We start from the raw sequence: 15324 nt of genomic DNA, 5'->3' as shown, positions 1-15324 counted from the left end.
TTTCTTTCATAGAATCCATTTATAAAGATGTATGAATGTTCTCTACCTGGCACTGTATTCATGCACAAAGGCTGCTAATCGCTTTAATGTGTCTGGATTGACTTGAGGGAATACCCCATGTCCGAGGTTGAAGATGTGACTCAGATCCTTCCCTTGATCCAGGATCTCTTTGGCTTTTTCTTCAATTACGTCCCATGGTGCCAGCAGGATCGCAGGATCCAGGTTACCCATCACCGTTTTGGAGATGCCCCTTTCCCTTGCTTCCTTGATCGGCAATCTCCAATCAAGTCCGACTACATCGATAGGAAGATCATGCCATTCATTTGCAAGGTGGCTTGCTCCGACACCAAACATGATCAATGGTACATTCTCTTCCTTCAGTTCATTAAAGATTCTTTCCATGACCGGCTTGATGAATGTGCGATAATCCTGTACATTCAATGCACCTACCCAGGAATCGAATATTTGGAAGGCGGACGCCCCTGCTTTGATTTGGGCTTTTCCGTAGGTGATTGTCATCGCTGCCAATTTATCCATTAAAGCAAACCAGGCTTGCGGTTCTGCATACATGAACGCTTTTGTTTTATTATAGTTTTTAGAAGGACCGCCTTCAATCATATAGCTCGCCATCGTAAACGGAGCACCGGCAAAGCCGATCAATGGAACCGATAATTGTTCCTGTGTCAGTAATTTGATTGTGTCCAATACGTAAGGAACATCCTGTTCAGGATTGATTTCCCCAAGCTTTTCAACATCCGCAGTCGTACGGATGGGATTATCGATCACAGGACCGATGCCTGATTTGATCTCGACATCCACTCCAATCGAAGGAAGTGGAGACATGATATCCTTGTAAAGGATTGCTGCATCGACGTCATATTGTTCCACAGGCAGCCTTGTTACATATGCACAGAGTTCAGGCTGGTGCGTGATTTCAAAAAGAGAATATTTCTCCTTGATCTTCCTGTATTCAGGCTGTGAACGACCCGCTTGTCTCATATACCAAACCGGAGTATAATCCGTTTTCTCTCCCCTTGCCGCTCGTAAAAAAGTATCATTCATCTGTTTCATACCTTTGTTCGTCCACCTTTCTATGTAACTCCATTAACCCTATTGTAAACTAATTTGAGTAGATTCTAAAATTGTCATTTCTATTAGCTGTATGTTCAAACGTTGTTGCTGTTAATGAAGCGAGTAGTGGTTGATTTCCGCTGCAGGTGCTCGCTTTCCGCGGGGCGTGAGTTGAGCCTCCTCGGGCTAAAGCCCTGTGGGGTCTCAACTTTCACGCATTTCCCGCAGGAGTCGAGCACCTTCCGCTTCAATCAACTTTCTAAGTATAGTTTTTTACTTCAAACTAAAAACAATTCTTTGACCAATTTAACAAAACCAATATATTCCTTATTGTCATTTCCAAATAATTTAGTAGACATACTTTTTTGACTGTCGTGTCATTTATAAGGCTCTGTCAAGTCTTTCCCGATTAAGATGGTGAGGGGAACTGCGTAGACTCCTGCGGAAAACGGGCGTGCCGAGACCCCGGAAGCGACAGCTGAGGAGGCTCGGCCGTTCGTCCGCCGGAAAGCGAAGCGGTTCCCCTCACCATCTACCACACTCTGATTGACAGAGCCTTTAGCAAATTCAAAGTTTGTTAAATATGAACGTACGGATTGTAACCCTTTTAAACTATAGACGTTTTAGGGAGAATTGTATAGTTTTCAAGGGAAAATGTCATAAATTTGCCGATTTTTGAGGGGTGGTGAAAAAATATCCATCATTCATGTTACAAGAGAGAAAGAAAAGGGAAGAGTATAGTAGAAGTGACTACTTTATTGAGGTGATTTGGATGAAGCTATATATGACGACAGGAACACATGATTTCTTACAGAAAATAATGGATCAGCATGCGGGTGAAAAAATGCTTTTGATGCAGGGCGAAGATGCACTGCTTTTACATGAAACAAGCGGCGAAAGTTTCTTTGAATCTCCCCGCAGCTATGAGATTGTCGATCAATCAGGTGAACTTGAGAGTAAAGGATACGTGGTCTTCAACAACATCCCCGTATCAGACGAAGGCAGGCCGCTTTTTGAATACCGCTTTAAAAACCGTGCCGGTTTGATTGAAGAGGTGCCAGGATTTACCGCGATTCGGGTCCTTAGACCAATGGACAACGATACATATGTGATCATGACCCTTTGGGACGATGAACGGAGCTTCCTGGGCTGGCAGGAATCCAAGCAATACGAGAAGGCCCATGCAAAGAGGGGCACTGAAGAAGGAATCGATAATCAAAAGGATATCTTCCCACGTGCATCCTATGTAAGTAAATACTACGTTTCGGGTCAATCCTGAAGAAAAGCTGCCTAAACTCAGGCAGCTTTATTCTTTTCAATCTTTACAATTACAGTGAAGGTGTACATACATAATTACAAATTATTAACAGTATACTTAATCGTATTGGTTACAGACATCCTGAATGAAAGGAGAGGAGTTCCGATGAGTGAAACATGTTTGATTCTGATTGATTTCCAAAAGGCATATAATGATTCTTCACTGGGAAAGCGGAATAATCCCCGTATGGAAAAGAACGCTTACCAGCTTTTGCACGGTTGGAGAGAAAAAGCCTGGCCTGTTGTACACGTACAACATTCATCTTTCGATATGGAATCACCACTGCATTCAAGTTCAAGAGGTTTTGATTTTATAGAGTCTTTCCGTCCTGTACAAAAGGAAAAACACATCATTAAGCATGCTAATAGCGCTTTCATCGATACAGATCTGGATTTATATCTAAAACGGGAAAAATATACATCCCTTGTTGTCATGGGGTTCACAACGAATCACGGTATATCCACTACTGTCCGTATGGCCGCGGATCTGGGATATGAAGTGACGGTCCCTTATGATGCCACTGCATGCTTTGAAACCTATTCGTTTGACGGTTCCCTATATTCCGCTGAAATTGTTCATGGACTGTCCCTGGCAAATCTACACCATGAATTTGCTTCTATTTCTTCAACGGATTCCCTGCTATCATCACGATTGAAATTAACGAAGCCGGTCATTTTTTAATCATCATTATCGCTTTTTGCAGAATGGGCTTAGTCAAGGGGAATGACTTCATTCCTTTTGACTAAGCCCATTCTGCTTTCAGCCTTTCATATACCTTCTCTACTCTTTCCTTTCGGCTTTATGCAAGATCCCATTTCGATTGGCATAAATGGCTGCCTGGGTCCGGTCCGCGACCCCAAGCTTACTCAAAATATTACTCACATGGGTCTTGACGGTCTTGATCCCGATAAATAACTCTTCGGAAATTTCCTGATTCGTCAGCCCCTCACCCAAGCATTTCAACACATCCATTTCCCTTGTCGTCAACTCTTCATGAGCCTTTCTTTCCTGGGGACGGAATCGGTTCAGCATCTTATCGGCAACTTTGGACGCTATGACCGATTCACCCTTAACCGCCTTATAAACCGCCGCGGTTACTTCTTCTGCACTTGCTGTCTTCAATAAGTAACTATGAGCACCTGCCTCAATGGCAGGAAACACCTTTTCATCGTCATAGTAGCTTGTAAGGATGATAATTTTACAGTGAGGATGATAGGATAGGATCTTCCTTGTGGCTTCAATGCCATTCCCATCCTCCATCAATAAATCCATTAATATGACGTCGGGCATATACAGCTTGGCAAGCCGGGCCGCTTCATTTCCACTTTTTGCTTCTCCAAGAAAGTCAATCCGCTCTTCTGTCAGCAAATAAGTTTTCATGCCCAGCCGTACCATTTCGTGATCATCTACAATCATTACCTTTATCTTATCCATTTGTTTTGCCCCCTTTGAATTAGACCGGGATGCGGAGATCGATATACGTTCCCTCTTTTTCTTTGGAGCGAATCTGAAATAGTCCTCCAATTTCCTCCGCCCGCTCTCTCATCGTTTGAAGTCCGTACGAGGTCATCTTATTCTCCTTTAGATTAAACCCCTTACCGTTATCACTGATATACAATGTGACAAAGCCCCCTTTTTTCTCCGTCACGATCTTTACTTTCGTTGCTTCCGAGTGACGAAGGATATTGGAAAGACTCTCCTGGATGATCCTGAACATATGCGTTTCAGTACCTTTCGATAAGTCTTCCATACCATCCAGGGTGGCATCAATCTCAATTTGTGTTTTTTCCTTCAATTCTCTGATCAAGATGGTTAACGCTTGACGAAGACTTTCGCCCCTTAAGTCGATCGGTCGAAGATGAAGAAGAAGGGCCCTCATCTCACCTTGTGCCTTCCCTGCAATGTCGGCTATTTGTTTCACGATGATTTCAACCTTTTTATAATCCGTCCCGATGCTCTTTTGCGCCGCGGAAGAAAGCATATTCAGTGCAAATAATTGCTGGCTGACAGAGTCATGCAAATCCCTGGCAAGCCTCTGCCTCTCCTCCATGACCGCAGCCTGGTGAGCCTGATCAGCAAGCTCTGACTTCTCATCTGCCAGCCGCTGAAGTGATTTCACCTGTTCTTGAATGAATACCGCAAGCTGATTCAATTCATCCGATAAAATCCCGAGCTCATCATGCTCATACCTGTCCACCCTGGCAGAGAACTTTCCACTTCGGAGTAAGGTGACGAAGGTGGATATATCATCGATCCTGCCTTTGAATGTATACCCTGTACGAAAACCGAAATAAATGCTTAATAGGAATAAAATGATGGCCAACCAAGTGGTTAAATAAATGGAAAGAGAAAGAGAGATACTGGGATCCTCTGAAAGGAACAGATAGACTTGCAAAACGATAAAAAAAAGTAGGATGGTCATGATAGCCATCATTAAAAAGCTCTTGAAGATCCAATTTCGGATATTTGAGGTTTTATTCAATCTCATTCCTCCTTTCACGCAACCTTTATATCCTGGTAATCCGGATCGAACCGATTTTCACATCAATCGTCAGCTTTATTTTTTTACTTGCCTCCAAATAACCTGGTGATCGATAATACAGTTCCGAACGAATATCAGCAGATTTCTGATCAAACAATTTCACATCCCCCACCTGCACCTTCAAAGTGATTTCCACAGGGACATTTTCCGGTATGATCATTTTCACATCGCCAATCCAGCCTCTGATATCAATAGGTGTTTCCCCTTCAGGAATGAAGGCTTTACTGAAATCAAAATAGTAATCTCCGATGGCATTGTAAAGTTTCATATTTTCCAGGGGCCAGTTCGGTTCTGAAAAACGGATATCCCCGACGATAAACCCTCTATTTACCTTGGGTTTCTTGTGGAGGATCTTTTCACCCAGTGGCTGCTCCTTATCATCTGTTTCAGCTGTCTTATCAAACGGATAATCACTGCTTATACTCACTTGAATCGGTTTATTCCTCACGATCCGATGAATCGCAATGGCAATAATGATGACCGGCCATAGTTTCCACCAATTCCCGTAATCGAAAACCAACACATCATATTTATCAAGGAGGATCAGCACCCCAAGTGCCAAGCTGAAAAGGCCGAACAATAATTTGCCGAAGCTTTTTTTCAAAAAGCTGTCTACTGACCACTTCAAACCCAGCAGTAATAACAAAATAGGAATAATATTGACAAATATCTGCGTTATTTCCAAGGAAATGACACCGATATTCAGTAATAATAGCCACAATCCTATCATCATCAGCAAAAATGAGAAAAACCATTGCTTTCTTCCTTTGTATCTCATACAGGCACCACCTTCACATCACTTATTAACTTTCTCTATTAACATCGTCTATTCCTGTTATTTCTTTTATTATAGATTGATTTCCACGGGTGTTTGACGAGCATGGGAATGATTCACCCTCAGTCCAGAGGCTGAAAAAATGTTTCTATCCTGTATCACACCTTATTTGCATTTTCATAATCTATAGTACAGATCAGGGCAAATGCCCAAGGTTTGAAACATTGAGGGGGTATTCTAATGGGGATTGACTTGACTGCTCTTCATTGGATTTATTTAGTTTTCATAGGGTTGATCATCCTATTTATGATTTTCCGAAAGGACACGACCATCGTATGTATTCTCGGAATCTTCAGTATCGCTTTGATTGCTACGGGTTCGATGAGCGGGTCGATCAGTAGTATATTTAATAGCTTCATTTTTGCCATCACTGAATTACTTTCTACCATTCTCGTCATTTCCATCATTGTTGCCATGAGTAAAGGATTGACGTCGACAGGGATCAATGATGTGATGATCCGACCGTTCACTAAGTTCATCCGCACCCCTGCACTTGCGTACTGGACGATCGGTCTTGTCATGATGTTCATTTCGTGGTTTTTCTGGCCATCCCCCGCAGTGGCCCTTTTGGGAGCCGTGTTGGTACCCGTTGCCTTACGTGTCGGATTGCCAGCCCTCGGCATCGCCATGGCCATGAACTTATTCGGTCATGGGATCGCCCTTTCAGGTGACTTTGTCATTCAGGCTGCTCCAAAGCTGACGGCAGACGCTGCAGGTATTCCTGTTTCAGAAGTTATTTCTGCAAGTATCCCCCTCATCATTGTCATGGGAGTGGTCACGACCGTCACTGCATTCATCTTCCTTAAACGAGATATGAAAAAAGGGATCCTTACGGTCGATTCAAGCTCCCTTGCTGCCATCGATCCAGAGCAGGATGCTTCACATGAGCTTTTATCATCCCGTTGGAAAAAGGCCATTGCGATCCTTATCCCTATATTATTTGCGGCTGATATTACGGCAATGGTTTTATTCGATCTGCAGGGTGGAGATGCAACCGCACTGATCGGGGGAACCTCCATCATCATCCTCTTATTGATTTCATTGGCCGCTTATAAAGGAAAAGGATTAGAGAAAACGACCAGTTTCATGATTGACGGGTTTCAGTTCGGGTTTAAAGTATTCGGTCCGGTCATACCGATTGCCGCTTTCTTCTATTTAGGGGACTCGGGGTTTCAAACGATCATTGGGGATTTTCTTCCGGCAACATCCCATGGAATCGTCAATGACCTGGGCGCATCCCTTGCTGCCGCCGTCCCGCTTTCCAAGGCTGTGGGCGCGATTACCCTTACGACGGTCGGGGCCATCACTGGACTTGATGGATCAGGCTTCTCGGGAATTTCTCTTGCCGGTTCCGTCGCCAATTTATTTGCTGAAAGCATCGGTTCCGGTATCGCTACCCTGACGGCCCTGGGCCAGGTTGCAGCCATCTGGGTCGGTGGCGGGACCCTTGTACCATGGGCACTCATCCCGGCAGCAGCCATCTGCGGAGTCGACCCATTCGAACTTGCCAGGCGAAACCTGCTTCCAGTCGTCATCGGACTGGTCGCAACTACCATTGTAGCGATGTTCTTAATCTAAAGACAGAGGGACGGACCTTCCAAGGGAAGGTCCGTCCCTCTTATTTTGCAGGGCGCTTTTCATATAGGAAGATACACAGCACGAAAAACGAGTAACCCAGAAGGAAGCCGGCAGCAACATCAGTAGGATAGTGAGCCTGTTCCGCTACACGGCTGAATCCTGCCAACAGGGAAAGGATGACGGCCAAAGTGAAGATCGTGACTTTCATTCCCATGGTGGAAATTTCCTTACTGAGGAAATAAGCGATGACTAGGAGAAAGACAATCCCCACCATGGCATGACCGCTGGGAAAGCTGAACCCCTCTTCCCCATGGGAAAACGGGGGTCTTTCACGTTCCATCCACCCTTTGATGACTTTATTTAGGACGTTACTACCCGCAACCAGTACCACGACCGTTATGATTCCTGCGTAATCTTTTTTAACCCACCAAAGGAACAGGATCAAGGCGATTGTGGCGATTCCAATTACCAGCTCGGTCCCTATCACGGAAAATGGTTCTAAAACGTTCATGTCGCCCATGTTTGTCAGAAGATAATCCTCTCCGAAAATCTCCATGTCATGATAAACAAAATGGGCAATGGTCATAAAAAGTACAAATGAAATGATAGCTGAAATGGATAAGGTTTTATTCATCGAATCCTCCTTGAATTTCACTTATCCCCTCTTCCCGGTACATATTTAGTGTTATAATATTCGTAATATTCACCAAACATTAGGAGGTTTGAGGACTTGCTGAATGAATTATATCAGAAATTAGAAGATCGTTGGATAGAAATGGTTAATATCAGAAGATTTCTTCATCAACACCCGGAATTATCCTTTCAGGAAAAAAATACGGCAAAGTATATTGCGGATTACTACAAAGAAATCGGGGTCCCCGTTCAAGAACATGTCGGGGGCAATGGGGTGGTAGCAAGGATTGAAGGGGCTCTCCCCGGAAAGACCGTAGCTCTGCGTGCGGACTTTGACGCCCTTCCCATACAGGATGAAAAGGAAGTGGAATATCGTTCTACCGTGCCGGGTGTTATGCACGCCTGTGGTCATGACGGCCATACCGCGACACTTCTGGTATTAGGGAAAACCCTTCATGAAATGCGAGAAACCCTTTCAGGGACAGTCGTTCTCATACATCAGCACGCTGAGGAATATGCACCCGGAGGAGCTAAGTCCATGATCGAAGCGGGTTGCCTCGAAGATGTGGACGTGATCTTTGGCACCCATTTATGGGCAACCGAACCACTTGGGAAGGTCCTCCATCGAACAGGTCCGATCATGGCCGCTGCGGACCGCTTTGAGATTGTCATTAAAGGATCCGGGGGACATGGGGCACAGCCTCACAAAACGAAGGACTCCATCGTGATCGGAGCTCAAGTTGTTGCAGAACTTCAACAAATCGTCAGCAGAAGAGTAAACCCGATTGATCCAGCCGTGGTGACGGTCGGCTCCTTTATAGCTGATAATGCGTTCAATGTCATAGCCGATTCAGCTAAATTGATTGGAACGGTACGGACCTTCAATCCAGAAGTCAGGGACTTTATTGAAGAAGAAATCGAACAGATCCTGAAAGGGGCCTGCCTTTCCGGACGCTGTGATTATGAGTTTGTATATGAGCGGGGGTATCCGGCCGTTGTCAATCACCCTGAGGAGACAGAACTATTCATTCAAAGTGCCGATACTGTAGATGAAGTGCATACCGTGGAAGAAATCGAAATGCAGATGGGCGGTGAGGATTTTGCCTTTTATTTAGAACATGTGAAGGGTACTTTCTTCTTTACGGGAGCCAAGCCCGATAATGTGGAAACGGCCTACCCACACCACCACCCAAAGTTCGATCTTAACGAAAAAGCGCTTCTCATTGCAGCAAAATCATTGGCAAGTGCAACCATTCACTACCAGAATAAACATTCCGTTTCGGAAGCCGTTCCGAAATAACGCAAAGAAGGATCGGACGCTCACATCCGATCCTTCTTTTTTAATAAAAGCGATGATTCTTTTCAATTTTACTGACCACCAACACCCACCAAATCAAGAGGGGCTGGAACAATAATCTGACCCAAAGCAGCAGTTGATTGGCATCTTCCTGTCCCGGGGCCGGAATTCCTTTAATGGCCGCGTAGATATTTGCAGGAAATACAAGAACTAAATAAATCGCGGTGATGATCCCAGTTTTTTCACGCGTCTTCGGAATCAACAGCAGGACTGACAGAATAAATTCAATGATTCCTGTGATATAAACAAGCTCTTCTCTTAAAGGAATAAACGCAGGGACCATTTTCGCAAATCCTTGGGCTTCAATAAAATGAAAGACCCCTGCCAGAAAGAAGAAGAATGAGAATAAAATGAGCCCGACTATCTTCCATGCTTTTTTCCGTTTATTCATCTATTTCACACCTCACTAAACACAATTTACCCTACCCTTATCACTATACATGAAGTCATTGCGGAAATAAAAAGATGGGTTTGTCATCACAATGACCCCAACAAAAAGAAGACCGATCATGATGATCGACCTTCATACGGTACTATTCTACTGCATGGAAGTAGCGAATCCGATAAGCAAATTTTGCCACCTCACCAAGCTGATCCAAAAGCTGATAATTCGCATAGGCACCCACAACCGCCCCGACTCCAGGGATGAGCTGGAGCATCTTCACCAAATCGATGTAATCCCGATACTCCTGTTGAAAGGTTTTCCAGTCAAGTTCCTTCAGCTTTTCTTTTTCTTCCTCCCAATTCTCAATGATGGAGAGGACCTTCTTCTTATGAGCATCACTTGAGAATGCAAGCTGAAAAACATACAGAAGAAATAGACGCTCCTCATATTGTTTGGGGTCATAACCATGAATCAGGGAGCATTCGCTCAAAAATTTCATCTTAATAGACAGAAGCAATGGAAAATCCGCAAGACCAAGGAAAATCCCCCCGGCACCGGTTCCTGCCCCTTCGATGGTGGCAGCTTTCCGGTAAAATTCCATTCGTTCCTTCATCACGACTTCCCGTTCCTGTAGCTCAGGTCTGTAGGCCGCCTGAAGGGACACCCATTCGCTGCCCTTCAGGGTGACCTCCACCATTTTCTTGATGCTTTCCGTGACGACTTTATGCGCTTTCTCAGGTATCCACTCATTCACTTTCGTCTGGGCCTGTTTGGATACCCTCTTAAAGATGGACGATTTCCTGGTGTATCTCCGTTTCCACTGCTCGAGCTCTTCTCTTTCATGGCTCACTTTAGAACCACCATCCTTTTTGGTCAGCCTTTACTCATACTATGTTCATCCTGCCTGTTTCATTAAAAAAGCGTTTCTTCCATCTTTTTCAACCTTTGGACGAGGTAGAACTGACTGAAAAAGATGGAGAAGGTTAAGCCTGCAAGCAACGTGATCAATCCAGGCAGCCACTCTCCCCTTATAAAAAGGGGTAGTGAAAACACAAGGGCCTGTATCATCATCGACTGGCTCATGATTTTCTGAAAAGATGATGTCTTCAATTCCCTTGAAACCGGATAAATAAGTACCCAGATCTTATAGTCAAAGCGCTTGAATAATGGAATCATCTGAAAAGCTGTCAAATAAAGAAATACCATAGCCGTCAGAATACTGAAGATGAAAGATGGATTGGAATAGATCAGCAACACACCGATCAGGGTCAAGCGTATATACAGACCTGAATATTCACTTGTCCTTACAAGCGAGCGAAGATACAAATAGCGATAGGTTGATGCTTGAGAGAAAGGAGCCTTCACAAGCCAGTCGAGCCATTTTCTCCTGTGCACTTTCCCTTTCAGCTTTGGAACATCCGTGAACATATTGGCGATGCGATAAAAGATCAGCATGCGCTGCTCTTCAAGATTGATCAATAAATCCCATTTAAGGTTCTTACCCTTTGTTGCTTGATGAAAATAAAAGGCATAGCCGAGCATCAAGACGGCCACGATGAGTGTCATCCAAAGGTCGGCTCCCGATAACACAAGGAACAAAAGAGTCCCGTTCAATAGGAAACGGACAAGACTGTCCGTCAGGTGAGCTTCCCTCTCCTGAAACCTTAACATGAACCAACGAACAAAGAGATTCCATATTTTCATGACCAATACTAAGCCAAGTAACGGAAAGAAGCTTCTGAAACTGTTTCCAGAAACAGCTACATACATAGGCATTAGGGCAGCCAGGACAAGCAGTTGAATGTAGGATTGGAACATGAAGCTGATCCAGATACATTTCCTGAAATAACCGGATAACCGTTCTTCTAAAGGTAGAAGAAATACAGCATCCGCCTCCCGGAGAAATGTGTAAACCGGACTCCATGCCAATAAGAGACCAAGTGCGACTGACATGATGAGAGGAGCCGGGAATGTTGGCTCGAGTGTCTTCACCCACTGATTATACGTAAATGCAGCGCCCCCCAAAGCGAAAATCAGGACGAATAACAAATGATCATTGAACATGTATTTCAAATACTTTTGAAGTTCCTGATTATACTCTACAATCCTCTTTTTCCAGATGCCCTCCACGTTATTCATCATGGGATTCTTCCTTTGTCAACTGGATGTATATATCATCTAAAGTGGCTTCAGGCATCGTAAACTCCCTGCGAAGCTCTTCTAAAGTCCCCTTTGCCCGGATTTTCCCTTCATGAAGGATGATGAATGAGTCACAATATCTTTCGGCAGTAGCTAATATATGGGTAGACATCAGGATGCCCGCTCCATTTTGTTTCATTTCCTGCATCCAATCCAGTAACGACTGGATCCCGAGTGGGTCCAATCCGACAAACGGTTCGTCGATGATGTACAGACTGGGCTGAATAAGAAAGGCACACATGATCATCACTTTTTGTTTCATCCCTTTAGAAAAATGAGCGGGAAACCAACTCATCTTCTTTTCCATACGAAACGCTTTCAACAATTTATCGATTCTTCCCTTATATTCCGCATCTGATAATCCATAGGCCATGGCCGTAAGCTTCAGGTGTTCCTCCAGGGTAAGTTCATCATATAAAATTGGTGTTTCCGGTATGTATGAGAATTGCTTGCGATATTGATCGGCATCCTTTTTCAACGTATGGCCGTTGATGGATACCTCCCCTTGCTTCGCCTCCATCAGCCCGATGATATGCTTGATGGTCGTACTCTTACCCGCCCCATTCAATCCGATTAACCCGACAATTTCATTAGAGTCAATGGAGAATGTTATATCCTTCAAAACCGGCTTCCTTGTATACCCGCCGACAAGATGCTTAATTTCTAATAACGACACGAGCAGCAACGTCCTTTCTCTTCTATATGTATTATTTCTATTTTATCAAAACTTTAAAGCAAAGGCATGTTTTGAATATGAATCATTTTCTCCAACAGATCTCTAAAGACGAACAAGCAAGTAATTTGTCGAGATCACTTTCTACACCGCTATTGATTTCCGTGCAAGACTTCGCTTTCCTCGGGGCGGAAGGCAAGCCTCCTCGTCGCTGACGCTCCTGCGGGGTCTTACCTATTCCGCTTTTCCCGCAGGAGTCTTCGTCTTGCACTCCAATCAATAGCTAGATCCTGCTGTAACTGAATGTGCTTTAGATTGCAAAAAGTCCGTTTCACCGGGCTTTGGTTATTCATACACAGACTTTAGTTTTCGAATGTTCGGTCGTTTGGAAGTATTAGCAGGATGAGTTATTACTGCAACTAAAAGGATAAGAATAGTGTATTCATATCAATCACGCCATTACATTGTTTTAGTTAAACACTTCACTTGGAAAGTTGATTGGAGCGGAAGGTGCTCGACTCCGACGGGAATAGCGGGAAAGTTGAGACCCCGCAGGGCAAAGCCCGAGGAGGCTCAACTCACGCCCCGCGGAAAGCGAGCACCTGTAGCGGAAATCAACCAGCACTCACTCCTTCTCAGATGGAAATTTTCACGACAACGGGTTGAATAACACACCTTCCACATTTTAGCATTCATAACCTCCCCCTAGAATGCACAACATATTATCAGAAGGGGCCAGCAATAAGAAAAAGGGGATGGTTGTTAAAGACCAGCTAACCGATTTCACTATTGTTTGCGACTTGAAGGATTCGTCGTCTTCTTTAGTGAATGACACACTCACCCAATTCATTTCATCAAAAATTTGATAAATGAGGTGTTTGTTAAAGCACATTTTGACTAAATCAACTTTCTTACTAAGCTTTTTTAGCCTACAAGATAAGGGGATGGTCAGTTTGCACAAAGTCATTCATGTTTCTAACGATTTACACATATCATCCTTATAGCAAATGAGGTGTTTGTCCAAGACGGCTAACAGTTTCTATTGTCTAAATGCTTAAATAGCAAAAAGATAAGGGGATGGTCGCATTGAACAAAGTTCATTCTACCCTAGAATGGTACACTTTTCGAAGCTACTAACGAATGAGGTGTTTATCAAAGAGAATGAAGCCTGACATATAAACCTTTACAGTATTACCCCTTCTAAGAAGAGAGGCAGGAAAATCGTTCCTGTCTCTTCTTCATTTATTGTCCTATTAATGATAAAATACATACACCATTACTGAAAGGTGGAAATGAATATGAGTGACTGTATTTTTTGTAAAATCATCGATGGGGAAATCCCGGCAATGAAAGTATACGAAGATGAACATGTCCTTGCTTTTCTTGACATCAGTCAGGTGACGAAAGGTCATACGCTTCTTATCCCTAAAGTACATAAAGAAAACGTCTACGAGCTGACACCGGACATGGCGAGTCACCTCTTCTCTGTAGCACCTAAGATCGCAAACAGCATCAAGGCTGAGTTTAGCCCTGTAGGAATGAACCTTTTAAGCAATGCAGGTGAAGAAGCAGGACAATCCGTCTTTCATTTCCACATGCATTTCATTCCACGCTATGGAAATGGCGATGGCTTCGGAGCCGTTTGGAAAACCCACAATGACGACTACAGTCAAGACGATTTGAAAGAGATTGCAGCTTCCATCGCACAGCACCTATCATAAATTCGACAGCCCGCACCCTTATCATTGAAGGATGCGAGTATTTTTTCAGAAAATTAAATCTTTGACACCCGTTCACAATATGTTATAATGTACCTATCTTTTCGCTGATGGCAACAGTGCACATTAGGAGAAGCAGAATACAAAGTATAGTTTAGTTGAGGAGAGATGAGAAATGAATACAAAAACACTTGTATCCCTGTCATTATTAGTAGGGATCGGAGCCGTCCTTCACACAGTGATCCCGAGCATATTCTTAGGGATGAAACCGGACATGATGCTGACCATGATGTTCTTAGGGATTATCTTGTTTCCGGCCAAGAAAAACGTTTTGCTATTAGGTTTATTAACAGGAGTCATTTCAGGACTGACAACACAATTCCCTGGTGGATTCTTGCCAAACCTGATCGATAAACCGGTCACGGCATTCGTCTTTTACGGATTATTCCTGGCAACAAAGAAAATCTCTCGTTCACTGTTAGGTGCTTCTGTTCTAACCGCAATCGGTACACTCGTATCAGGAAGCGTATTCCTGCTTTCTGCATATGTGATCGTAGGACTGCCTGGGGCTTTCTTCGCTCTATTCGCAGCAGTCGTCCTTCCGGCAACACTTGTGAACGCCGGCGCGATGTTCGTTGTGTATCCGATCATCAACGGTATCTTAAAACGTTCAACCATTCGAGAAGCTGTCACAACAGAACAGCTATCCTAAACGAAATAATAAAAACACCCTCCATACCTTGTGATCCGTCACAAAATGGGGGGCTTTTTTATTAACTGACTGCAAACCAGAGCAGTATCCCTATGAGAAACGTGATCAATCCACCTGAACCCAATATGGTCGCACGTTTTTTTAATATATTTTTAGGAGGATACATTCCAGGTCTTTGAATACTAATGAAGTTATATACCATACTTAGAAACAACACTGTACTGAGAGCAAAGAAACCAAAGATTATTCCGTCCATTCTGTTAGAACCTCCCCCCTCTTCCTCACCTCTTATCTTATTTTTAT

The 15324-nt window shown here is 43.8% G+C and carries 16 protein-coding genes; 6 read left to right on the top strand and 10 right to left on the bottom strand.

Features of this window, described 5'->3' with window-relative positions; translation table 11 throughout:
* Window positions 1–42 precede the first annotated feature (42 nt).
* Window positions 43–1071, bottom strand: coding sequence for a uroporphyrinogen decarboxylase (gene hemE / locus M1J35_RS10075; RefSeq protein ID WP_254653550.1), 1029 nt, complete (start codon window positions 1069–1071; stop codon window positions 43–45).
* Between the two features lie 772 nt (window positions 1072–1843).
* Between hemE and M1J35_RS10070 the strand changes: the two genes are divergently transcribed.
* Both M1J35_RS10070 and M1J35_RS10065 read left to right on the top strand, forming a co-directional pair.
* Entirely contained in the window at window positions 1844–2350 is a 507-nt protein-coding gene (locus tag M1J35_RS10070) for an antibiotic biosynthesis monooxygenase family protein (protein WP_034763930.1), read from the top strand.
* A gap of 144 nt (window positions 2351–2494) precedes the next feature.
* A complete protein-coding gene (locus M1J35_RS10065) occupies window positions 2495–3070 on the top strand; it encodes a cysteine hydrolase family protein (protein WP_224520527.1) in 576 nt (191 codons plus the stop codon).
* 99 nt (window positions 3071–3169) lie between these two features.
* Here the strand turns inward: M1J35_RS10065 and M1J35_RS10060 are convergent, their stop codons facing one another.
* The 3 genes from M1J35_RS10060 to liaF are packed head-to-tail and all read right to left on the bottom strand — an operon-like array spanning window position 3170 to window position 5709.
* Entirely contained in the window at window positions 3170–3823 is a 654-nt protein-coding gene (locus M1J35_RS10060) for a response regulator transcription factor (RefSeq protein WP_224520528.1), read from the bottom strand.
* 19 nt (window positions 3824–3842) lie between these two features.
* A complete protein-coding gene (locus M1J35_RS10055) occupies window positions 3843–4871 on the bottom strand; it encodes a sensor histidine kinase (protein WP_224520529.1) in 1029 nt (342 codons plus the stop codon).
* 25 nt (window positions 4872–4896) lie between these two features.
* The gene (liaF, locus tag M1J35_RS10050; RefSeq protein ID WP_254653549.1) at window positions 4897–5709 is read right to left on the bottom strand and encodes a cell wall-active antibiotics response protein LiaF; all 813 of its coding nucleotides are present in this window, start codon (window positions 5707–5709) and stop codon (window positions 4897–4899) included.
* 237 nt (window positions 5710–5946) lie between these two features.
* On the opposite strand from liaF, the gene M1J35_RS10045 reads away from it, so the two are divergent.
* Window positions 5947–7344, top strand: a complete 1398-nt coding sequence (locus M1J35_RS10045; protein WP_254653548.1) for a hypothetical protein — start codon at window positions 5947–5949, stop codon at window positions 7342–7344.
* Between the two features lie 40 nt (window positions 7345–7384).
* On the opposite strand, the gene M1J35_RS10040 is transcribed toward M1J35_RS10045, so the two are convergent.
* On the bottom strand, window positions 7385–7978 hold the full coding sequence (locus M1J35_RS10040) for a phosphatase PAP2 family protein (RefSeq protein WP_254653547.1): 594 nt from the start codon (window positions 7976–7978) through the stop codon (window positions 7385–7387).
* Window positions 7979–8074: 96 nt separating this feature from the next.
* Here M1J35_RS10040 and M1J35_RS10035 point away from each other — a divergent pair, with 96 nt between their 5' ends.
* Window positions 8075–9277, top strand: a complete 1203-nt coding sequence (locus tag M1J35_RS10035; protein ID WP_279726545.1) for a M20 family metallopeptidase — start codon at window positions 8075–8077, stop codon at window positions 9275–9277.
* Between the two features lie 40 nt (window positions 9278–9317).
* Here M1J35_RS10035 and M1J35_RS10030 read toward each other — a convergent pair whose 3' ends face one another.
* From M1J35_RS10030 to M1J35_RS10015, 4 genes are all read right to left on the bottom strand, one after another.
* Window positions 9318–9725 (bottom strand): DoxX family protein, encoded by a 408-nt coding sequence (locus M1J35_RS10030; protein ID WP_051758452.1) that lies wholly within the window; start codon window positions 9723–9725, stop codon window positions 9318–9320.
* A 142-nt stretch (window positions 9726–9867) separates the two neighbouring features.
* Window positions 9868–10569 (bottom strand): EcsC family protein, encoded by a 702-nt coding sequence (locus M1J35_RS10025; protein WP_034763313.1) that lies wholly within the window; start codon window positions 10567–10569, stop codon window positions 9868–9870.
* 62 nt (window positions 10570–10631) lie between these two features.
* Window positions 10632–11861, bottom strand: coding sequence for an ABC transporter permease (locus M1J35_RS10020; RefSeq protein ID WP_254653546.1), 1230 nt, complete (start codon window positions 11859–11861; stop codon window positions 10632–10634).
* A complete protein-coding gene (locus tag M1J35_RS10015; protein ID WP_061811488.1) occupies window positions 11851–12594 on the bottom strand; it encodes an ABC transporter ATP-binding protein in 744 nt (247 codons plus the stop codon). The genes M1J35_RS10020 and M1J35_RS10015 overlap by 11 nt, the downstream gene beginning before the upstream one ends.
* A gap of 1295 nt (window positions 12595–13889) precedes the next feature.
* On the opposite strand from M1J35_RS10015, the gene M1J35_RS10010 reads away from it, so the two are divergent.
* Complete coding sequence (locus tag M1J35_RS10010; protein WP_034763312.1) at window positions 13890–14312, top strand: HIT family protein; 423 nt, start codon at window positions 13890–13892, stop codon at window positions 14310–14312.
* 172 nt (window positions 14313–14484) lie between these two features.
* A complete protein-coding gene (locus tag M1J35_RS10005; RefSeq protein ID WP_254653545.1) occupies window positions 14485–15021 on the top strand; it encodes a tryptophan transporter in 537 nt (178 codons plus the stop codon).
* 61 nt (window positions 15022–15082) lie between these two features.
* On the opposite strand, the gene M1J35_RS10000 is transcribed toward M1J35_RS10005, so the two are convergent.
* Entirely contained in the window at window positions 15083–15277 is a 195-nt protein-coding gene (locus M1J35_RS10000; RefSeq protein WP_034763309.1) for a membrane protein YhzF, read from the bottom strand.
* Window positions 15278–15324 lie beyond the last annotated feature (47 nt).

It is taken from the genome of Rossellomorea sp. KS-H15a (assembly GCF_024195245.1).
Classification (GTDB): Bacteria; Bacillota; Bacilli; order Bacillales; family Bacillaceae_B; genus Rossellomorea; species Rossellomorea vietnamensis.
The sequence above is the reverse complement of the archived record's forward strand: the minus strand, read 5'-3'. Positions and strand labels throughout refer to the sequence as shown.